Source organism: Lelliottia nimipressuralis (assembly GCF_041464075.1).
GTDB classification, from domain to species: Bacteria; Pseudomonadota; Gammaproteobacteria; order Enterobacterales; family Enterobacteriaceae; genus Enterobacter; species Enterobacter nimipressuralis.
Genome location: NZ_CP167172.1, coordinates 2958933 through 2979696, shown reverse-complemented (window position 1 = coordinate 2979696; position 20764 = coordinate 2958933). Strand labels below are relative to the sequence as shown.

Annotated in this window: 19 protein-coding genes and 1 riboswitch; of the genes, 8 read left to right on the top strand and 11 right to left on the bottom strand. The window is 55.8% G+C overall.

The window, feature by feature from the left end; all coding sequences use genetic code 11:
* Nucleotides 1-56 precede the first annotated feature (56 nt).
* On the bottom strand, nucleotides 57-788 hold the full coding sequence (gene mlrA, locus ACB496_RS14280; protein ID WP_100779552.1) for an HTH-type transcriptional regulator MlrA: 732 nt from the start codon (nucleotides 786-788) through the stop codon (nucleotides 57-59).
* Between the two features lie 219 nt (nucleotides 789-1007).
* Between mlrA and ACB496_RS14275 the strand changes: the two genes are divergently transcribed.
* The 3 genes from ACB496_RS14275 to ACB496_RS14265 are packed head-to-tail and all read left to right on the top strand — an operon-like array spanning nucleotide 1008 to nucleotide 3932.
* Nucleotides 1008-2696: a sensor histidine kinase gene (locus ACB496_RS14275; protein ID WP_100779553.1), complete on the top strand. Its 1689-nt coding sequence runs from the start codon at nucleotides 1008-1010 to the stop codon at nucleotides 2694-2696.
* The gene (gene btsR / locus ACB496_RS14270) at nucleotides 2690-3409 is read left to right on the top strand and encodes a two-component system response regulator BtsR (protein WP_100779554.1); all 720 of its coding nucleotides are present in this window, start codon (nucleotides 2690-2692) and stop codon (nucleotides 3407-3409) included. The genes ACB496_RS14275 and btsR overlap by 7 nt, the downstream gene beginning before the upstream one ends.
* A gap of 46 nt (nucleotides 3410-3455) precedes the next feature.
* Nucleotides 3456-3932, top strand: coding sequence for a DUF1456 family protein (locus ACB496_RS14265; protein ID WP_371972899.1), 477 nt, complete (start codon nucleotides 3456-3458; stop codon nucleotides 3930-3932).
* A gap of 86 nt (nucleotides 3933-4018) precedes the next feature.
* Here the strand turns inward: ACB496_RS14265 and metG are convergent, their stop codons facing one another.
* The gene (metG, locus tag ACB496_RS14260; RefSeq protein WP_371972898.1) at nucleotides 4019-6052 is read right to left on the bottom strand and encodes a methionine--tRNA ligase; all 2034 of its coding nucleotides are present in this window, start codon (nucleotides 6050-6052) and stop codon (nucleotides 4019-4021) included.
* A gap of 136 nt (nucleotides 6053-6188) precedes the next feature.
* Here metG and apbC point away from each other — a divergent pair, with 136 nt between their 5' ends.
* Nucleotides 6189-7298: an iron-sulfur cluster carrier protein ApbC gene (gene apbC, locus ACB496_RS14255; RefSeq protein ID WP_107703243.1), complete on the top strand. Its 1110-nt coding sequence runs from the start codon at nucleotides 6189-6191 to the stop codon at nucleotides 7296-7298.
* 90 nt (nucleotides 7299-7388) lie between these two features.
* On the opposite strand, the gene ACB496_RS14250 is transcribed toward apbC, so the two are convergent.
* From ACB496_RS14250 to ACB496_RS14225, 6 genes are all read right to left on the bottom strand, one after another.
* Nucleotides 7389-7877, bottom strand: coding sequence for a GNAT family N-acetyltransferase (locus ACB496_RS14250; RefSeq protein WP_371972897.1), 489 nt, complete (start codon nucleotides 7875-7877; stop codon nucleotides 7389-7391).
* Nucleotides 7819-8151: an RcnB family protein gene (locus tag ACB496_RS14245; RefSeq protein WP_100779559.1), complete on the bottom strand. Its 333-nt coding sequence runs from the start codon at nucleotides 8149-8151 to the stop codon at nucleotides 7819-7821. Before ACB496_RS14245 ends, ACB496_RS14250 begins: the two co-directional genes overlap by 59 nt.
* A 305-nt stretch (nucleotides 8152-8456) precedes the next feature.
* Complete coding sequence (locus ACB496_RS14240; protein ID WP_371972896.1) at nucleotides 8457-9923, bottom strand: aspartate aminotransferase family protein; 1467 nt, start codon at nucleotides 9921-9923, stop codon at nucleotides 8457-8459.
* Nucleotides 9924-9939: 16 nt separating this feature from the next.
* Nucleotides 9940-11316: a diaminobutyrate--2-oxoglutarate transaminase gene (locus tag ACB496_RS14235; protein ID WP_102104115.1), complete on the bottom strand. Its 1377-nt coding sequence runs from the start codon at nucleotides 11314-11316 to the stop codon at nucleotides 9940-9942.
* Between the two features lie 263 nt (nucleotides 11317-11579).
* Nucleotides 11580-12041, bottom strand: a complete 462-nt coding sequence (locus tag ACB496_RS14230) for a hypothetical protein (protein WP_100779562.1) — start codon at nucleotides 12039-12041, stop codon at nucleotides 11580-11582.
* A gap of 201 nt (nucleotides 12042-12242) precedes the next feature.
* On the bottom strand, nucleotides 12243-13187 hold the full coding sequence (locus ACB496_RS14225) for a YadA-like family protein (protein ID WP_371972895.1): 945 nt from the start codon (nucleotides 13185-13187) through the stop codon (nucleotides 12243-12245).
* 471 nt (nucleotides 13188-13658) lie between these two features.
* Nucleotides 13659-13755, top strand: a riboswitch (TPP riboswitch).
* 36 nt (nucleotides 13756-13791) lie between these two features.
* Here ACB496_RS14225 and thiM point away from each other — a divergent pair.
* Genes thiM through ACB496_RS14210 form a run of 3 tightly spaced genes read left to right on the top strand, consistent with a single transcriptional unit; the run spans nucleotide 13792 to nucleotide 16155 of the window.
* Nucleotides 13792-14562 (top strand): hydroxyethylthiazole kinase, encoded by a 771-nt coding sequence (thiM, locus tag ACB496_RS14220; RefSeq protein WP_371972894.1) that lies wholly within the window; start codon nucleotides 13792-13794, stop codon nucleotides 14560-14562.
* Nucleotides 14559-15359: a bifunctional hydroxymethylpyrimidine kinase/phosphomethylpyrimidine kinase gene (thiD, locus tag ACB496_RS14215; protein WP_371972893.1), complete on the top strand. Its 801-nt coding sequence runs from the start codon at nucleotides 14559-14561 to the stop codon at nucleotides 15357-15359. The genes thiM and thiD overlap by 4 nt, the downstream gene beginning before the upstream one ends.
* A gap of 49 nt (nucleotides 15360-15408) precedes the next feature.
* Nucleotides 15409-16155 (top strand): GntR family transcriptional regulator, encoded by a 747-nt coding sequence (locus ACB496_RS14210; RefSeq protein WP_100779578.1) that lies wholly within the window; start codon nucleotides 15409-15411, stop codon nucleotides 16153-16155.
* Here ACB496_RS14210 and ACB496_RS14205 read toward each other — a convergent pair.
* Genes ACB496_RS14205 through ACB496_RS14195 form a run of 3 tightly spaced genes read right to left on the bottom strand, consistent with a single transcriptional unit; the run spans nucleotide 16129 to nucleotide 19360 of the window.
* A complete protein-coding gene (locus tag ACB496_RS14205) occupies nucleotides 16129-17085 on the bottom strand; it encodes a PfkB family carbohydrate kinase (RefSeq protein WP_371972892.1) in 957 nt (318 codons plus the stop codon). The two genes, ACB496_RS14210 and ACB496_RS14205, sit on opposite strands and share 27 nt — an antisense overlap.
* Nucleotides 17082-18086, bottom strand: a complete 1005-nt coding sequence (locus tag ACB496_RS14200; protein WP_371972891.1) for an ADP-ribosylglycohydrolase family protein — start codon at nucleotides 18084-18086, stop codon at nucleotides 17082-17084. The genes ACB496_RS14205 and ACB496_RS14200 overlap by 4 nt, the downstream gene beginning before the upstream one ends.
* Nucleotides 18083-19360 (bottom strand): nucleoside permease, encoded by a 1278-nt coding sequence (locus ACB496_RS14195; protein WP_100779581.1) that lies wholly within the window; start codon nucleotides 19358-19360, stop codon nucleotides 18083-18085. The genes ACB496_RS14200 and ACB496_RS14195 overlap by 4 nt, the downstream gene beginning before the upstream one ends.
* A gap of 252 nt (nucleotides 19361-19612) precedes the next feature.
* Here ACB496_RS14195 and fbaB point away from each other — a divergent pair, with 252 nt between their 5' ends.
* Nucleotides 19613-20665: a class I fructose-bisphosphate aldolase gene (fbaB, locus tag ACB496_RS14190; RefSeq protein ID WP_123427334.1), complete on the top strand. Its 1053-nt coding sequence runs from the start codon at nucleotides 19613-19615 to the stop codon at nucleotides 20663-20665.
* Nucleotides 20666-20764: the final 99 nt, after the last annotated feature.

The following is a 20764-nucleotide window of genomic DNA, read 5'->3' as shown; positions in this document are numbered from 1 at the left end:
CCCAATTATACGGTGAAGCACACCTGTTAATGAACCATTAAATGCCGTTAAGACATTTACGGACCGAGGGTAATGACGGGGTAGCCGTGTTCGCGCCATTCGCTCAGAAGCTGCTGTTGGGCGGCAGTGGGGATTTCTCCGCACCAGACCAGCAGGGTTTGCCCTTCGAAAAGCTCCGGGCGAAACTGCGCTAATGAATGTGCCAGCACGTCTACTCGCCAGCCTTGCTGCGTGGCGATCCAGGCTTCGAGCCATAAGCGGGTGGTGTCGTGAATATTCCAGCCGACCACCAGCGCGTCCTTTCCGCTCTTCTTGCGTGCCGTCGACAGGCACACGGAAATGTAATTGATTAACGCGCCATCCAGCATGCTTAGCAGCGTCTGTAATGCCGGCTGCTGAGACTGCAGACGGCGGCGAAGCGGTATAAACAGATGAGCGATTAACGTCTGGGCGGGATAATCCCGACCCTGCTCCTTGATCCAGGTACGCAGACGTTGAAAGTTACCGGCCTGCAACAGCCGAAGCAGGGTTTCCTGATGTTCGCGCCACTCGGCCAGGCTGTCGGGATCATGTTCGCATAAGAGCGATTTGACCTTACTGACCTGCACACCGTTGTCGATCCAGCTTTTGATTTCGCGAATGCGATCGATATCCGCCTCGTTAAACAGGCGGTGCCCTCCGTCCGTTCGCTGCGGTTTAAGCAGCTCGTACCGCCGCTGCCATGCCCGCAGCGTCACAGGATTGATATCACAAAGCAGTGCCACTTCACCTATCGTGTAAAGCGCCATGTTCGCCCCCTGGCTTGCGCATCCCCAGAGTAACTGTAGTCGTTGATTCGCGAACCAGGAAGAATCGACCGTTTTTTGAACAAATAATGCGAAGGGTGGAATATCTTGCGCTAAACGATGTGATGACGGGCACGAATTGCAGCTTTTTTGGAATGCTTCAAAGAAAGTTAATGTGTATCAGTGTATGTTACGCGTTTTTAGAAAGTGCGGTTTGCGGTCATGTACGAATTTAATCTGGTGTTGCTGCTGCTTCAGCAGATGTGCGTTTTTCTGGTCATCGCGTGGCTGATGAGCAAAACGCGGCTGTTCATTCCGCTGATGCAGGTGACGGTACGCCTGCCGCACAAGCTTCTCTGCTACGTCACCTTCTCGATTTTCTGCATTCTCGGCACCTATTTTGGCCTGCACATTGAAGACTCGATCGCCAACACGCGCGCTATCGGCGCGGTGATGGGCGGGCTGCTGGGTGGCCCGGTGGTCGGCGGTTTAGTCGGGTTAACGGGCGGATTGCATCGTTACTCCATGGGCGGCATGACGGCCCTGAGCTGCATGATCTCGACGATTGTCGAAGGGCTGCTCGGCGGCCTGGTTCACAGCTACATGATCAAGCGTGGCCGTCCGGATAAAGTCTTTAGCCCGCTCACCGCCGGGGCAATAACTCTGGTGGCAGAGCTGGCGCAAATGCTGATTATCCTGCTGATTGCGCGTCCCTTTGAAGATGCCCTGCATCTGGTGAGCAGCATCGCCGCGCCGATGATGGTCACCAATACCGTCGGCGCGGCGCTGTTTATGCGCATCCTGCTAGATAAACGCGCGATGTTTGAAAAATACACCTCGGCGTTCTCGGCCACGGCGCTTAAGGTCGCCGCCTCGACGGAAGGCATTCTGCGCCAGGGCTTTAACGAAGAGAACAGCATGAAAGTGGCTCAGGTGCTCTATCAGGAGCTGGATATCGGCGCGGTGGCGATCACCGATCGGGAACGGCTGCTGGCGTTTACCGGCACCGGTGACGATCACCATCTGCCCGGCAAACCGATCTCTTCGACGTATACGCTGCGCGCCATAGAAACGGGCGAAGTGGTGTATGCCGACGGGAATGAAGTGCCGTACCGCTGCTCGCTGCACCCGCAGTGCAAACTCGGTTCGACGCTGGTGATCCCGCTGCGCGGTGAGAATCAGCGGGTGATGGGAACGATTAAGCTCTACGAAGCCAAAAACCGGTTGTTCAGCTCCATCAACCGCACGCTGGGGGAGGGGATCGCCCAGCTGCTGTCGGCGCAAATCCTGGCGGGGCAGTACGAGCGGCAAAAGGCGCTGCTGACCCAGTCGGAAATCAAACTCCTGCACGCCCAGGTGAATCCGCATTTTCTGTTTAATGCGCTGAACACGCTCAAGGCGGTGATCCGCCACGACAGCGATCAGGCGACGCAGCTGGTGCAGTTTCTGTCGACCTTTTTCCGCAAAAACCTGAAGCGCCCTTCCGAGATTGTGACCCTCGCCGATGAGATCGAACATGTGAATGCCTATCTGCAAATCGAAAAGGCGCGATTCCAGTCGAGACTGCAGGTGTCACTGTTCGTGCCGGACGAACTGGCGCATCAGCATCTTCCGGCATTTACCCTGCAGCCGATTGTGGAAAACGCCATTAAACACGGCACCTCGCAGCTGCTGGGTACCGGCGAAATCCATATTTCTGCCAGCCGTTTTAATCACCATCTGGTGCTGGACATTGAAGATAACGCCGGGCTTTATCAGCCTGGCGCCGAGTCGGGCGGGCTGGGGATGAGCCTGGTCGACAAACGTCTGCGCGCGCATTTCGGCGATGATTGCGGTATCACCGTCGACTGCGAGCCGGACAGTTTTACCCGTATTACCTTACGATTGCCCCTGGAGGAAAACGCATGCTAAGAGTGCTGATTGTCGATGATGAGCCGTTAGCGCGGGAAAACCTGCGGGTTCTGTTGCAGGAACAGAGCGACATTGAGGTGGTGGGCGAGTGCGCCAACGCCATCGAAGCCATTGGTGCGGTGCATAAATTGCGTCCGGACGTGCTGTTTCTCGATATCCAGATGCCGCGCATTAGCGGCCTGGAGATGGTCGGTATGCTCGACCCGGAGCATCGTCCGTACATCGTTTTTCTGACGGCGTTTGATGAATATGCGGTAAAAGCGTTTGAAGAGCATGCGTTCGATTATCTGCTGAAACCCATCGAAGAGAAGCGGCTGGAGAAAACCCTCAATCGCCTGCGCCAGGAGCGCAGCGTGCAGGACGTTTCGCTTCTGCCGGAAAACCAGCAGGCGCTAAAATTTATCCCCTGTACCGGCCATAGCCGCATCTACCTGTTGCAGATGGACGACGTGGCGTTTGTCAGCAGCCGCATGAGCGGGGTGTTCGTCACCAGCGCTGAAGGCAAGGAGGGCTTTACGGAGCTGACGCTGCGCACGCTGGAGAGCCGTACGCCGCTGATCCGCTGTCACCGCCAGTATCTGGTGAACATGGCGCATCTGAAAGAAATTCGTCTGGAAGAGAACGGCCAGGCGGAGCTGGTGCTGCGCGCCGGGCAGACGGTGCCGGTGAGTCGGCGCTATCTGAAGAGCCTGAAAGAGGCGATTGGACTGTAAAACTGGTACACTGCGCCCCATCGCATCACCGACAGCTGAAGGCTCTATGTTAAGTAACGATATTCTTCGTAGCGTGCGCTACATCCTGAAATCCAACAATAACGATTTGGTTCGTATTATGGCGCTGGCCGAGGTCGAGACCACGCCGGCGAATATCGCCAGCTGGATCACCAAAGAGGACGAAGAGGGCTTTGTTCGCTGCCCGGATATCATTCTCTCTTCGTTTTTAAATGGGCTGATTTACGATAAACGCGGCAAGGATGAGTCTGCCCCGGTGCTGTCGCCTGAGCGTCGCGTGAATAACAACATCGTACTGAAAAAACTGCGTATCGCGTTTTCCCTTAAATCTGACGATGTGCTGGCAATCATGACCGAGCAAAAATTCCGCGTGTCGATGCCGGAAATCACCGCCATGATGCGCGCGCCGGATCATAAGAACTACCGCGAGTGCGGCGATCAGTTTATGCGCTACTTCCTGCGCGGGCTGACTCACCGTGTGCATAGCGCGAAGCCGTCAGCCTAAGTTTGTTGGCGCTACGCTACGCTTTGTAGGCCGGGAGCCGGTAAACAAGGCATAAAAAAAGCCGGAGAACGCTCCGGCTTTTTTGTTTATTTCACCTGCTGACCCGGTTTCGCCCCGTCGTCAGGGCTTAACAGGAAGATATCCTTCCCGCCAGGACCGGCGGCCATCACCATCCCTTCCGAGATACCGAAGCGCATTTTGCGCGGCGCAAGGTTAGCGACCATCACCGTCAGGCGACCGATCAGCACCTGCGGGTCCGGATACGCAGAGCGAATGCCAGAGAAGACGTTACGTTTCTCACCGCCCAGATCCAGCGTCAGGCGCAGCAGTTTGTCAGAGCCTTCAACGAACTCCGCGTTTTCAATCAGCGCAACGCGCATATCAACTTTGGCGAAATCATCAAAAGTGATGGTTTCCTGAATCGGATCGTCTGCCAGCGGGCCAGTGACTGGCGCAGCGGCGGCTTTCACCTCTTCTTTCGACGCTTCAACCAGCGCTTCAACCTGTTTCATCTCAATGCGGTTATACAGCGCTTTGAAGGTGTTCACTTTATGGCTGAGCAGCGGCTGCTGGATAGCATCCCAGGTCAGCTCGGTGTTTAGGAAGGCTTCTGCACGTTCCGTCAGCTGCGGCAGAACCGGCTTCAGGTAGGTCATCAGCACGCGGAACAGGTTGATGCCCATGGAGCAGATCGCCTGCAGATCCGCATCGCGGCCTTCCTGCTTCGCGACGACCCACGGTGCCTGCTCGTCCACATAGCGGTTCGCCAGATCGGCCAGAGCCATGATTTCGCGCACCGCTTTACCGAACTCGCGCGCTTCCCACGCGTCGCCGATAGTGGCGGCCGCATCGGTAAAGGTTTTATACAGTTCTGGATCGGCCAGTTCAGCTGCCATCACGCCGTCGAAACGCTTGGCGATAAAGCCCGCGTTACGGGACGCCAGGTTGACCACTTTATTCACGATGTCTGCGTTCACGCGCTGCACGAAATCTTCCAGATTCAGGTCGATATCGTCGATGCGGGAAGAGAGCTTCGCGGTGTAGTAGTAGCGCAGGCTGTCTGCGTCGAAGTGGTTCAGCCAGGTGCTGGCTTTAATGAAGGTGCCGCGTGATTTGGACATCTTCGCGCCGTTCACCGTCACGTAGCCGTGGACAAACAGGTTGGTTGGCTTACGGAAACCGCTGCCTTCCAGCATCGCAGGCCAGAACAGGCTGTGGAAATAGACGATGTCTTTGCCGATGAAGTGGTACAGCTCGGCGTCGGAATCTTTTTTCCAGTACTCTTCGAAGCTCTGAGTGTCGCCGCGTTTGTCGCACAGGTTCTTGAAGGAACCCATGTAGCCGATTGGCGCATCCAGCCAGACGTAGAAATATTTGCCCGGTGCGTTCGGGATTTCGAAACCGAAGTACGGCGCATCGCGGGAGATATCCCACTGCTGCAGACCGGATTCGAACCACTCCTGCATTTTATTCGCCACCTGCTCCTGCAGCGCGCCGCTGCGGGTCCACGCCTGCAGCATTTCGCTGAAGGACGGCAGATCGAAGAAGAAGTGTTCAGAGTCGCGCATGACAGGCGTCGCGCCGGACACAACGGATTTCGGCTCGATAAGCTCGGTCGGGCTGTAGGTTGCGCCGCACACTTCGCAGTTATCGCCGTACTGATCCGGGGATTTACACTTCGGACAGGTGCCTTTCACAAAACGGTCCGGCAGGAACATGCCTTTTTCCGGATCGTACAGCTGAGAGATGGTGCGGTTTTTGATAAAACCGTTCTCTTTCAGGCGGGTGTAGATAAGCTCCGACAGCTCGCGGTTCTCGTCGCTGTGCGTCGAGTGATAGTTATCATAGCTGATGTCAAAGCCAGCAAAATCAGTCTGATGCTCCTGACTCATCTCGGTAATCATCTGCTCCGGGGAGATCCCCAGCTGCTGTGCTTTCAGCATAATTGGCGTGCCGTGAGCATCGTCCGCGCAGATGAAGTTTACCTGGTGGCCGCGCATTCGCTGGTAACGGACCCAGACATCAGCCTGGATATGCTCCAGCATGTGGCCGAGGTGGATTGAACCGTTTGCGTACGGCAGAGCGCACGTTACCAGAATTTTTTTCGCGACTTGAGTCATAGTGGGCATTACTTCTTTAACAGTAAAAAGGGTTTTTGATAGTAACAAAAGGGCCATTATTAAGTAAGCACAAACCACGGCCTTTCAGGTAAACTTGTTCAACTAAGGTCTTATTCACAAGAACAAAGGAGTCGGGATGAGTTCTCAATCCCAGGCCAAATCACCGGAAGCCTTACGAGCAATGGTTGCCGGGACGCTGGCTAATTTTCAGCATCCAACCCTGAAGCACAATCTGACCACGCTAAAAGCGCTGCACCACGTGGCATGGCTGGATGACACGCTGCACGTAGAACTGCAGATGCCGTTTGTCTGGACCAGCGCCTTCGAAACCCTGAAAGAGCAGTGCAGTTCCGATCTGCTGCGTATTACCGGGGCGAAGGCGATTGACTGGAAGCTGACGCACACCATCGCCACGCTCAAACGCGTGAAAAATCAGCCGGGCATTAACGGCGTGAAGAATATTATTGCCATCAGCTCCGGCAAAGGTGGGGTGGGGAAATCCTCCACCGCCGTGAATCTTGCGCTGGCGCTGGCCGCAGAAGGGGCCAAAGTCGGTATTCTGGATGCCGATATCTACGGCCCGTCGATTCCCAATATGCTGGGTGCGGAAAACCAACGTCCAACCTCCCCGGACGGCACCCACATGGCGCCAATCATGGCCTACGGCCTGGCGACTAACTCCATCGGCTATCTGGTGACGGACGATAACGCGATGGTCTGGCGTGGCCCGATGGCCAGCAAGGCGCTGCTGCAGATGCTGCAGGAGACCATGTGGCCGGATCTCGATTACCTGGTGCTGGATATGCCGCCAGGCACGGGCGATATCCAGCTGACGCTGGCGCAAAATATCCCGGTGACGGGAGCGGTTGTGGTTACTACGCCGCAGGATATCGCGCTGATCGACGCCAAAAAAGGCATCGTGATGTTCGAGAAAGTGGACGTGCCGGTGCTCGGCGTGGTCGAGAACATGAGCGTACATATTTGCAGCAACTGCGGTCACCACGAGCCGATTTTTGGCACCGGTGGCGCAGAGAAACTGGCGGCGCAGTATCACACTCAGCTGCTGGGGCAGATGCCGCTGCATATCACCCTGCGTGAAGATCTCGACCGTGGTAAGCCGACCGTGGTGGGCCGTCCGGAGAGTGAATTTGCGGGAATGTACCGCCAGCTGGCAGGGCGCGTGGCCGCGCAGCTGTACTGGCAGGGTGAAGTGATTCCAAGCGAGATCGCGTTCCGCGCAGTCTAAGCATTAGCCGTAATGGGCCGGGGGCACTCGCTTACCCGGCCTGCAACCGGCTGTTCCGTGGGCCTGCGCAAGCGCAGCGCCTGCGGGCAATTACCGCAAAACGTAATGCATCAGGTAATACTCTCCGTCCGGAGAATCTCCCGTCGCCTCAATATGCCAGCCGTGTCGCTGGTAAAATGCCACCGCGCGTTCATTTCTGACCAGACACTTCAGCGAACCGGTGCTGGTGAATGTTTCCTGCACATGTTTGAGCAACAGGCTGCCAGCGCCCGCGCGCTGATACTGCGGGTCTACAAACAGATTGTGCAGAAAATTATCGTTGCTCCAGACCGATGCAAACCCGACGCGATGGCCGTCTTGCATCGCCACCCAGATCTGCTCGTCACGCGTTGCCGCGTCGAAATCTTCTAGCTGCCAGTCGCTGCTGTCCAGCCACGGCCAGGCTTCACGCCGGGCGTGTAAGTAGAGGGTGCGCAGGAAAGGGCGATCGCTTTCCTGCCAGGCCCGGACGATGAGGGGATCAGCGGTGATAGAAGATATCTCCGTTGTAGGCTTTACGGATTTTACCGTCGGCGTCACCAATCAGAACGTAGTTCTCACCCATGTAAGTCCAGTGTGTACCCGCGTCAGGCGCTGGGAGGTTACGCAGCTGGTACTGTTTAATGGTGTATTCAGGCGTTTGATACTGAGCTGGTGCGGTGTCGCCAATTTTGAATTTGGTGAAATCGGCAATGAACTCTTGTTCTTCGTATGCCTGGATACCAGAAGGGGCAGCGGCAGGCTGCGGCGCGGCGTATACGGCACCCGCCAGTGACATCAACACACCCAGAAGCAGCAATTTACTCTTAGCCATTTTTTCTCCAGTTAAACCGTTTTGCTGATACTTCAGCCCGCTGTGGCGTCACAGCGTGGCAAGCAGCCCATTTTAGGGGGCACAGTCGCACTTGTTTGAAAAAAAATGTAACAAATCTGAACAGCTTTGCCCACGAATTCTTAACCAAGCCGCTGAATGAGGTTTCACATCTCAATATTCAGTGAAAATAACGAATTAGAGGTGTGCGAATTTATGGGTAAGCTGGTCGGGGAAAATCGCAGTGGCAAAGGAAAAAGCGGAATAGCAAAATTGTCCCCGCACCAGAGGGTGCGGGGAGCAAGGACTTACTTCGCCAGAATCTCGTACGCAGTGCGTTCAACCAGCGACAGCAGGACTTTCACGTCGTCCAGCGTTACCGTTGGGTTCAGCAGCGTCAGTTTCAGGCAAGTCACGCCGTTGTGCTCGGTCACGCCGACGTTTGCACGGCCGGAGTCTAGCAGGGCGTCACCGATTTTCTGGTTCAGCAGCGCGATAGCCGCGTCGTCCAGCGCCTGCTCAGGGCGGAAGCGGAACAGCACGCTCGCCAGCTGAGGCTGCATTACCAGTTCCAGCACCGCCTGATCTTTCACGTACGCGGCAACGCCCTGCGCCAGCGTTACACCGTGATCGATAATGGCCGCGTATTGCTCCTGACCCAGCGCTTCCAGGCTCATCCACAGCTTCAGCGCGTCGAAACGGCGCGTAGTCTGCAGTGACTTGGAGACCAGATTCGGCACGCCCGCTTCTTCGTCAAACTCAGAGTTCAGGTAGGCCGCCTGGTAGCGCATCAGCTCGTAATGGCGCGCTTCTTTCAGCAGGAATGCGCCGCAGCTGATGGTCTGGAAGAACTGCTTGTGGAAGTCCAGGGTGATGGAATCCACCAGTTCGATACCGTCCAGATAGTCGCGATACTTATCGGACATCAGCAGTGCGCCGCCCCAGGCCGCATCCACATGTACCCAAATCTGCTGCTCTGCGGCCATCTCTGCGATAGCGCGCAGCGGATCGATCGCACCCGCGTCGGTGGTCCCGGCGGTGGCGACGATCGCCAGAATCTGCTCACCGTTGGCATTGCACTGGGCAATTTTCGCCGCCAGATCGCTCAGATCCATGCGTGAGCACTCGTCGGTTTTCACCTGAATGACCGACTGGTAGCCCAGACCGAGCAGCGCCATGTTCTTCTGCACGGAGAAGTGCGCGTTTTCAGAACAGAGTACGCGGATCTTACGCAGATCACCGATCAGACCGTCCTGCTGGATGGAGTGGCCCTGACGCGCGAAGAACGCGTCACGTGCCAGCATCAGGCCCATCAGATTGCTCTGGGTGCCACCGCTGGTGAACACGCCCGCATCCCCGGCCTGATAACCCACGCGGGTACGCAGCCAGTCGATCAGCTTCATCTCAATGATGGTTGCTGACGGGCTTTGATCCCAGGAGTCCATGCTCTGGTTGGTGGCGTTGATCAGCACTTCTGCCGCCTGGCTCACAACCAGGCTCGGGCAGTGCAGGTGCGCCACACACTGCGGATGGTGAACCGACAGGCTGTCTTTCAGGAAGTACTCGACCGCGCGGGCAATCGCCGCTTCGTTGCCGAGGCCTTTCTGACCGAAGTTCAGGGAGATATTCTCGCGCAGCTCGGCGACGGTTTTCCCCTGATACATCTCAGACTGCTGCAGCCACTGCATCACCGCCTGAGAGCTTTGCTCGATGGCCTGCTGATAGGCCTCGATGCTTTGCGCCGACGACGACAGAATTGGGTTTGACTCAGACATCTTTTTCCTAACTCCGTTAGACCGGGCGAACGCCCGCAGCAAGCAGCGCCTGCTCGAATTTATCCAGGAAGACTTTCAGTTCCTGATCGCTAATCAGCAGGGATGGCAGCAGACGCAGAACCACGCCGTTACGACCACCGCGCTCCAGAATCAGGCCTGCTTCGAAGCATTTCTTCTGGATCAGGGCAGAGAGATCGCCGTCGCCAGGGAAACAGCCCATGTGATCTGCCGCTTCGTTCGGTTTCACGATCTCGATGCCGATCATCAGGCCCAGGCCGCGCACGTGACCGATCACCGGATAACGCTGCTGCAGCTCAACCAGCTGGCCTTTCAGCCATTCGCCCTGAGCGGCCACTTTGTCAGCGATATTCTGATCTTTCAGAATTTTCAGCGTAGTCAGGCCGGTTGCCATCGCCAGCTGGTTGCCACGGAAGGTGCCGGTGTGATGACCTGGTGCCCAGGCATCGAACTGCTTTTTGATGCCGAGAACGGCCAGTGGCAGACCGCCGCCGACAGCTTTAGACATTACGATGATGTCTGGCTCGATACCCGCGTGTTCGAAGGCAAACTGCTTGCCGGTACGGCAGAAGCCAGCCTGAACTTCGTCGAGGATCAGCAGAATGCCGTGTTCCTGAGTCACTTTACGAATGCGCTGCAACCACTCAGCCGGAGCCGGGTTCACGCCGCCTTCGCCCTGAACCGCTTCCAGAATCACGGCAGCAGGTTTACGCACGCCGCTTTCGACGTCGTTGATCAGGTTATCAAAGTAGTAGGTCAGCGCTTTCACGCCCGCGTCACCGCCGATACCCAGCGGGCAGCGGTACTGGTGCGGGTAAGGCATGAACTGCACTTCTGGCATCATGTTATCGACCGCTTCTTTCGGAGACAGGTTACCTGTCACAGAGAGCGCGCCGTGGGTCATCCCGTGATAGCCGCCGGAGAAGCTGATAATGCTGCTGCGACCGGTGACTTTTTTCGCCAGTTTCAGCGCGGCTTCTACCGCATCGGCACCGGATGGGCCGGTGAACTGCAGGCAATATTCTTTGCCCTGGCCTGGCAGCAGGGAGAGCAGATACTCAGAGAACTCGTCTTTCAACGGTGTTGTCAGATCGAGAGTATGTAACGGCAAGCCGCTGGTAATGACATTTTGGATGCTTTTCAGCACATCAGGATGGTTATGGCCAAGCGCGAGGGTGCCAGCGCCGGCAAGACAGTCAAGGTATTCTTTATTATCTGCATCGGTAATCCACACGCCATCTGCTTTAGCGATCGCTAAAGGCAGTTTGCGAGGATAACTCCTGACGTTCGATTCAAACTCGGCCTGACGGGCCAGATAGGTTTCGTTGCTTTTGCGGGCATCTGCGGTGTCAATACGGACTTTATCCGTCATCATATCACTCCCACAACCGGGGCAGCCTTATGCGCCTCGATTGAATAAATAGTTAGTAAAGGATAGGGCGAGTAAAAAACGCGGCCAATATAGAGCCTTTTGGCGCGTGGCTCAATGGTTAATTTGTTTACTGTTTTGTTACAAAAGAGGGGGGTTAAAGAGCGTTCAATAACCCGATGTTTTTGATAACAAAAATCTGCCGCTTCGACGCGAAAAGCCCTCACCCCGCGCAATACAAAAAAGGCGGCACGTTAGCCGCCTTAACATTACTTCTGCGTGAACTGCAATAAGCCATGATCGCGGCCATGGGTTTTATTCCATGACGCATCGGTAATACCGTCTTCATCAAGGGTGATGGAGAGTACGTAACCCGCGCCTTTAATCTCATAACTATTCGCATTAAAACGCTTTATCGTCGCCTGCTTACCGTTGATTTTGGCGGTGAAAAAGCCGTTGCTGACGCTGGCTTTGATTCCGTTGGCCGTGAACGAGGCTTCACGCAGCGGGTCATGCACTTTGGCGCTCTGACCGTGCTGCACGGCGTTGGCGGCATTCTCAAGCGCCTGTTTTTCGGCCACGGCGTTCATCGTCGTGGTGCGGTTTTGCTCCGCTAAATAACAGGTATCGCGGCTGACGCCTTGCGCTTCACACTTCGCCATACGCTCAGCCGGAGAGGAACAGGCCGAAAGCGCAGAGACAGCAATGGCGACCATCATTAATTTCTTCATTTAATAACCTCTAACACATTGGATACAATTTAAAGATGAGATGAGATCGCGACAGGAGAAATAATCTCTGTACATCGTCCCGAGCCAAAATCCGGTCAGTATTAATAAAATATAAAGCACAGCAGAAAATATTATTATTTTTATCATGATGGCTATCATCAACAGGTACAAAATCACTCTTTAATAACGAGAGCAGATATATCAGAAGCCAATTCCGATACCCGCGCCCATCGCGAAATCGTTGTTGGTGGAATCACTGACACCCGCTTTAATCACGGTTGCGTCGCCTGCATGGAATGATGCGCCCACGCTCAGCGCCTGCTCATTTTTGAATGTCCCGACGCCTGCGGAAAACATCACCTGCTGGCCCACCTGTACCTGAGGCATTGACGCAATGGCGATGGCAGATGCCGCCCCGCTGCGGGATTCTTTCTTGTTATCGTCCACTTCATCTTTCAGGTTTTTGAACTGACTATTACTGGCGGACTGCTGTTGAGCAAACGACTGTTTCGCGTCTTGCAGGTCTTTCTCGACGCTCGCCGACTGCTGGGCAGCGGCACTCTGCAGATGGTTAATCTGCTGATTCACATCCTGTTTAGTCTGCTGAAGATCTTTATTCAGGCTGGCCGACTGCTGCGTGCTGGTGTTCTTCACCGTCGAAATCTGCTGATTCACATCCTGCTTAGTCTGCTGAAGATCTTTTTCAATATTGGTCGTTTGCTGCGTGGTGGTATTTGTTACCGTCGTAATCTGGTTAGTGATGTTCGTATTGGTCTGCTGAAGTGCATTATCGATGTCGATTTTCTGCTGAGTGACCGCATTATTCGTATTATCAATTTGCGTGTTTAAATCTGTTCGCGTCTGCTGTAAATCATAGTTGACCACCAGGACCGCATCTTTAGTGCTATTCAGATCGTCATCTACGCTACTGATACGCGTATTCAGTCCCTGAATAGCCTGTTCGCTATCGACTTTATTTTGGGTGATCTGGTTCTGATGATCGTTGATAAGACCGATAGCCGCCTGGTGATCGGACTCAACGGTATCTCCCCACGCTTGAGAATAATCTAATGGTGCAGCAAATACGCTTCCGGCGCAGATGAGAGTCAACGCAAATACAGCGACAGGGGTTTTACGAGTAAGCATTAATTTCACGATCTCAATCTCAACAATAAATGCAAAAATTCTTAGATATAACGCAGCTAAAAACCGACGCGAAAAATCGAGTCGAGTAGGTCTGCTCCAGAGGGTGTATTTCTTCGATGGTCACAATCTTATTAACCGGGCTGAACTATCGTCTAACTGACGCGCGTGAACTTTGACGCAGATCACGTGTAGTTCATATATCTAAGTTGCTGAAAGTAAACATTAATTTTACATAAAGCGTTGTTTTTATTTGTATTGTTACCCTGGTTTGCGAGGTGGTAGTGCCAAGAGAAGCGGAGAGTTAAAAACATTAAATCTGAATAATCAAAGAGATTAAATGTATACACAGTAAATGAATGTTGAGGCTATTTTTTTAATATTTTTGCCCTGACGCGCGACAGAAATTGGCTCGCGAAGGCTTGCCTGAGGCGATGGCTTGCTCTACCCTGCTAAAATTACTGAACTGCTCAGTAAATTGACTCGGGGTGCCCTTCTTTGTGAAGGCTGAGAAATACCCGTACCACCTGATCTGGATAATGCCAGCGTAGGGAAGTCAGATGCCCCTCACGGCTATCGCTTCTTGACGCAAGGCAGGAGCGAAACCATGCAGCCTGACCTGCTCGATTTACACGTTTTACACCACTTCCGTACCCGTTCTCCGCTTACTCACTGCATGACTAACGATGTAGTGCAGGCCTTTACCGCGAACGTTTTGCTGGCCCTCGGGGCCTCTCCGGCGATGGTTATCGAAGCCGAAGAGGCGGAGCAGTTTGCCGGGATAGCCGATGCGCTGTTAATCAATGTCGGTACGCTCACCTCGCCGCGCGCGCAGGCCATGCGCCGGGCAATTGAACGTGCGGTTGCCGCAGGGAAGCCCTGGACTCTCGATCCGGTGGCGGTCGGTGCGCTGGCGTTTCGCACCCGCTTTTGCCAGCAAATTCTCACTCTAAAACCCGCCGCCATCCGTGGGAATGCCTCAGAAATCCTTGCCCTTGCCGGCATGAGCGCGGGCGGTCGCGGGGTAGACACTACCGATACCGCTGCCAGCGCGTTGCCCGCAGCCCAGGCGCTGGCACGCCAGAGCAACGCCATTGTTGCGGTCACGGGGGAGGTGGATTACGTCACAGACGGGCAGCGAACGAAAACCATCGCTGGCGGCGATCCGATGATGACCCGCGTGGTCGGCACCGGCTGTGCCCTGTCAGCGGTGGTTGCGGCAAGTTGCTCGCTGCCGGGCGATCGGCTGGATAATGTGGCTGCCGCCTGTGGATGGATGAAGCGCGCGGGAAGCGTAGCCGCCGCACACAGCGCCGGGCCGGGCAGTTTTGCCAGCGCCTTTATCGACGCCCTCTGGAATCTGGAGGCGCAGGCATGAAACGTATCAACGCATTAACTATCGCAGGGACCGATCCGAGCGGCGGCGCGGGTATTCAGGCTGATCTCAAAACGTTCTCCGCTCTCGGGGCTTATGGCTGCTCGGTCATCACCGCGCTGGTGGCGCAAAATACCCGTGGCGTGCAGTCGGTCTATCGCATTGAGCCAGATTTTGTCGCGGCTCAGCTTGATTCCGTGTTCAGCGACGTACGCATTGATACCACCAAAATCGGCATGCTGGCCGAAACCGATATCGTTGAAGCGGTGGCCGAGCGGCTGAAGCGTTATCAGGTGCAAAACGTGGTGCTCGATACGGTGATGCTGGCGAAAAGTGGCGATCCGCTGCTTTCAACGTCTGCCGTTGAAACCCTGCGTAAAAAGCTGTTGCCGCAGGTTTCGCTCATTACGCCGAATCTGCCGGAAGCGGCGGCGCTGCTCGATGCGCCGCACGCCCGCAGCGAACAGGAGATGAAAGAGCAGGGCCGTGCATTACTGGCGCTGGGCTGTGAAGCGGTGCTGATGAAGGGCGGTCATCTGGACGACGCCGAAAGCCCGGACTGGCTCTTTACCCGCGACGGTGCGCAGCGATTTACCGCCCCGCGCGTCATCACCAAAAACACCCACGGCACCGGCTGCACCCTGTCGGCAGCACTGGCGGCGCGGCGTCCGCGTCATGAAAACTGGGCCGATACGGTGCAGGACGCTAAAGCCTGGCTCTCACTGGCGCTCGCCAAAGCCGATACTCTGGAAGTCGGTCACGGTATTGGCCCGGTTCACCATTTTCATGCATGGTGGTAAAGCGCTGAAGGAGTATACTGAATAAGGACTTTCTTCCAGGAAAACAGAGATGGAACAAGCGCATACCCGGTTAATTGCTCAACTGAATGAACGGTTTGCGGCGGTGGATAATACCCCGCTTTATCTGAGATTTGCCGAGACGGTAAAAAACGCCGTGCGCAGCGGAATGCTGGAGCATGGCAACATTTTGCCGGGCGAGCGCGATCTGAGCCAGTTGACCGGGGTGTCGCGCATTACCGTGCGCAAAGCGTTGCAGGCGCTGGAAGAGGAGGGCGTGGTCACGCGTTCTCAGGGCTATGGCACGCAGATTAATAACATCTTTGAGTATTCCCTCAAGGAGGCGCGCGGGTTTTCTCAGCAGGTTGTCCTGCGCGGCAAAAAGCCTGACACCCTGTGGGTGAATAAGCGGATCGTCAAATGCCCGGATGAGGTGGCGTCGGAGCTCTCAATCGCACCGCAAAGCGATGTCTTTATGCTCAAGCGCATTCGCTACGTCGATGATGACGCCGTGTCGATTGAAGAGTCCTGGGTGCCGGTTGGGCTGATCCACGACCCCGATGCCATCGGTATTTCTCTGTACGACTATTTCCGCAGCCAGAATATTTTCCCGCAGCGTACCCGCTCGCGCGTCAGCGCCCGGATGCCGGACAGCGAATTCCAGATGCACATCAAAATGGACGAAAAAATACCGGTGCTGGTGATCAAGCAAGTCGCGCTTGACCAGCAACACCGGCCGATTGAGTACAGCATTAGCTACTGTCGCAGCGATTTATACGTCTTTGTGTGCGAGGAGTAGTTCCTCGCGCGTCGGCGCACAGTCGCCGCCGCGATGACTGACTACCCACGCGGCCACCGCATTACCGAGTAATACGGCGTCCGGGAGCGTCCAACCCGCCGCCAGCCCGGCCAGCGTTCCACCTGCGTGGCTGTCGCCCGCACCAATGGTATCCACCACCGTGGCGGGAAATGCCGGAACATGCCCGGCATTTTCACCGTCGTAATACTCTGCGCCGTCTTTATCGTGCCGCACAATCAGCGGGCAGCTGTAATGCGCCTGCCACGCCTTGCCGAGGGCTTCCACGGACACACCTAGACGCTCCGCCGCAATAACGGCTTCCTGGCGATTCAGCGACACAATCGGTTTGCAGGCCATGATACGTGCCATCAATGCATCAGGAATATCCGCGATGCGTGGCCCAAAATCGATAAACGCCGTTACGTCTTTAAGCCCTTCCAGCCAGTGCGTCAGCAGGTACCCGCACGGCGAGGCCAACTGGTAGCCCGAGAGAGATACCAGGCTGTGAGGCGGCACCACAAGCGCGTCCAGCCAGCTCTGCTGCCACTGGTTTTCCACGCCGCTGAAAGACATAAAGGTGCGCTCGCCGTCCGGCTCCACCAGCGCCAGGCACCAGCCGTTATCACCGCTTTCGGCTTCCACCGCGCTGTGCAGATCCTGTTTTGTCATAGCGTTACGAATGATATCGGCCCACACGCCGTGCCCGACCGGCAGCGCGTTTTGCGCCGTGATCCCGAGGCGTTTCAGGGCGATAGCGATGTTCAGCGCACAGCCGCCAATGTTCACGCCCTGTTGTTTTAATTCGATATCACACCCGCGCCAGGGCAGGGCGTAGGCATCGGCGATCACGTCGATGACCGCCGCACCCAGTACCGTCACCGGACGCTGGGCCGTTAAGGTTTCAAGCTGGTGAGAAAGTTCGGTTCTCATGCGCCCTCTCTTTCTTCCCGATAGTGCAGCAGATGCTCGCAGTAGTAGCCAAAGTCCAGCTGATTCACCGCATCCAGCTCGGCTTTCAGGGCTGGATCAATCGCCTGCACGCCGTGCAGCGCGCCGCAAATCGCGGTCGCCATCGCACCGATAGTGTCCGTATCCCCGCCGAGATTTGCGCATAAAATTGCGCAGCGGTTCGGGTCTGTCCCGGCCAGTTCCACCATCGCAATCGCCGCCGGAACGGATTCAATGGTGCTGGTGCCTGCGCCGACGAGCTGGTAAATCTGCTCGCTGGCGGAGTCGATGCCGTTGGCCTCGCGCACGGTTTTAAGGGCCAGTTCCAGACGCGCAGCCAGAGAAGCGCTGAACGTGGTGGATCTGGACTCTTGGGCATAACGCGCGATGCCGGGCAGGGCGTCGACGATGTTCTGCCAGCTTTCCCCGTCAATGGCGCGGGAGATTGCCCAGGCGATCACCACCGCACCGGCAATCGCCAGATCCGATTTGTGCGTCGGACTGGAGGCGAGCGCTACCTGCTCAACAAAATGTTCAAGGCGGGTGGCCGGGAGCAGGCAGCCGAGCGGTGAGGCGCGCATCGCCGCGCCGTTGGTAACGCCATTATTTTCCAGCTCGCTCACCGGTTTACCGCTGCGGATGCCGTTAAGGGCAATTTTTGACGTTGGGCCGAGCACGTTCTTATTAAAAGCATCAAACTCTTCGGCCCACAGCAGGATATGCCTGCCGATGGCGTCGGGATCAATCTGCCCGTCGCATTCAATAATGGCATCCGCCAGGCTCAGGGCCATGGAGGTATCATCCGTAAACTCCGCGCGGCCAAAATAACAGGCGGCATTATTCTCTGCCGGGCCGGGCAAAAAGCGGTCGATCCAGCCAAAATGGGCTTTCACGCGGCTTCTTGGCCACAGCTCTGACGGCATGCCCATCGCATCCCCCAACATCTGCCCGTACAGGGCACCGAGAATACGTTCTGCTTTCATTTTACTTCCCCTCGTGTCAGCGCAGTATCGGCATCATCCACCTCAATGGCGGTAATCTCTTTATCCGATTCGCGGAAAAACAGCATAAACAGCACGGCGATAACGGCGATCATAATGCCGCCGAACGCCCACATTCCGGCCCAGTTGAAGGTCAACCCGTTCACTGGCTCTTTATAGGCAAACATTTTTTCCATCATCACGCCGCCCAGACGGTAGCCCAGCAGGCTGCCAAAGCCCTGGCAGCAGAGTGTGATCAGCCCTTGCGCTGCGGTACGCATATGCACAGGCGCTTTTTTGTCCACGTAGATATACGCGGTGACGTAATAGAAGTCGTAGCTTACGCCGTGGAGCAAAATGCCCAGGAACAGCAGGGCGTAGGTGAAGTACTGGTCCGCGCCACCGAAGACAAAGAAGCCGTAGCGGATAGCGGCGGTAATCAGGCCCAGCAGCAGGACCTTTTTAATACCAAAGCGCTTGGTGAAGAAAGGCAGCGCCAGCATAAAGAAGATTTCAGAGAACTGGCCGAGGGTCATCCAGCCGGTGGCGTTTTTCATGCCCACTTCCGTGAGATAACCGTTCGCAAAGATGTAGTAGAACGCCAGCGGCATCGCGAACAGGAACGAGCAGAAGAAGAACACGAGGAAGTTTTTATCGCGCAGCAAAATCAGCGCATCCAGCCCCAGCATCACTTTGATATCCAGCTTGCCGGTGCTCTTCGGCGGCGTGTTCGGCAGGAACAGGGCAAACACGCCCAGCAGCGCAGAGCTGGCCGCCGTCATCAGCAGGGGAATATTGGTGTCAGAAATATCGTTGTAGCCGAGCATTTGCGGCAGGAACCCGCAGGCCAGGCCCGAGGCGATCCAGCCAATCGTCCCCATCACGCGGATGCGCGGAAAATCGGCCTCCACGTCGTCGACGTTCGCAAAGGCAATGCTGTTGGTCAGGGCGATGGTCGGCATGTAGGTCAGAGAGTAGAGCAGCAGCAGCGGGAAGAAGGCGCTGAACTGCGTTTGCTGGGCGGCGAAGTACATCAGAATTGCCCCGGCAAACATCAGCACCGCCAGCACTTTTTGTGCGGCAAAGAAGCGGTCTGTCAGCGAGCCAACGAGGATCGGCGAGAGGATCGCGGCGATAGCGGTACAGGCATACGACCAGCCAATTTCCCCGGCGGTAAAGCCGCTTTTACTCAGCCACAGCCACAGCGGCACAAACCACGCGCCCCAGATAAACCATTCAACAAACATCATGAATGACAGTTGGACTTTCGTTTTCATTGTTTAATCCTGCATGTCAGAGAGGGTACGCCTTTAACATACCACTCAATAATACCTTTTAAATACCTTTGCGGTGATTGTTTGATCAATGTAACAGTTTTGTTGTACACGAAACGAGCCAGCAGATTGTGCTGAAAAAAATGACTCAGGCTGGAAAATAGGCTAAGACGGGTCCAGGCTTAGTCTGCTCACAAAAATGTGGGTATGGATATCACGCTCCGACACGATGTCGGAACTTACGGGAGCATCGCTATGACTGATATTGCGCAGCTGCTTGGCAAAGACGCCGACAGCCTTTTACAGCATCGTTGTATGACTATTCCAGCCGATCAGCTCTACCTGCCGGGCCACGACTACGTTGATCGGGTAATGATTGATAACAATCGCCCGCCTGCGGTTCTGCGAAACATGCAGACGCTTTACAACACCGGGCGCCTCGCCGGAACAGGCTATCTGTCCATTCTGCCCGTTGACCAGGGCGTCGAGCACTCTGCGGGAGCGTCGTTTGCCGCCAATCCGCTCTATTTCGATCCGAAGAATATTGTTGAGCTGGCGATTGAAGCCGGCTGTAACTGCGTGGCGTCAACTTACGGCGTGCTGGCCTCCGTGTCGCGCCGCTACGCGCACCGCATTCCCTTCCTCGTAAAACTGAACCATAACGAAACCCTGAGCTACCCGACCGAATACGACCAGACGTTGTACGCCAGCGTCGAGCAGGCGTTTAACATGGGCGCGGTGGCGGTAGGGGCGACGATCTACTTCGGCTCCGAACAGTCCCGTCGTCAGATTGAGGAGATCTCCGCGGCGTTCGAGCGTGCCCACGAGCTGGGGATGGTCACGGTGCTGTGGGCCTATCTGCGCAACAACGCCTTTAAGAAAGATGGCGTGGATTACCACGTCTCTGCGGATCTTACCGGCCAGGCGAACCATCTGGCGGCGACCATTGGCGCGGATATCGTGAAGCAGAAAATGGCCGAAAATAACGGCGGTTATAAGGCGGTAAACTTCGGTTACACCGACGACCGTGTTTACAGCAAACTGACCAGCGAAAACCCGATTGATCTGGTGCGCTACCAGCTCGCCAACTGCTATATGGGCCGCGCGGGGCTGATTAACTCCGGCGGTGCGGCAGGCGGCGAAACGGATCTGACCGATGCGGTGCGCACGGCGGTGATCAATAAACGCGCGGGCGGTATGGGCCTGATTCTGGGCCGTAAGGCGTTTAAAAAATCGATGACCGAAGGCGTTAAGCTGATCAACGCGGTGCAGGACGTGTATCTGGATACCAAAGTCACTATCGCGTAGGTTTACTGCAATCCCTTCTCCGAACGGAGAGGGGATTTATCAGATCCGATAATTTCCCTCTCATTTCTATGGGAAAAGAGATAACCCAAAACTACGTTT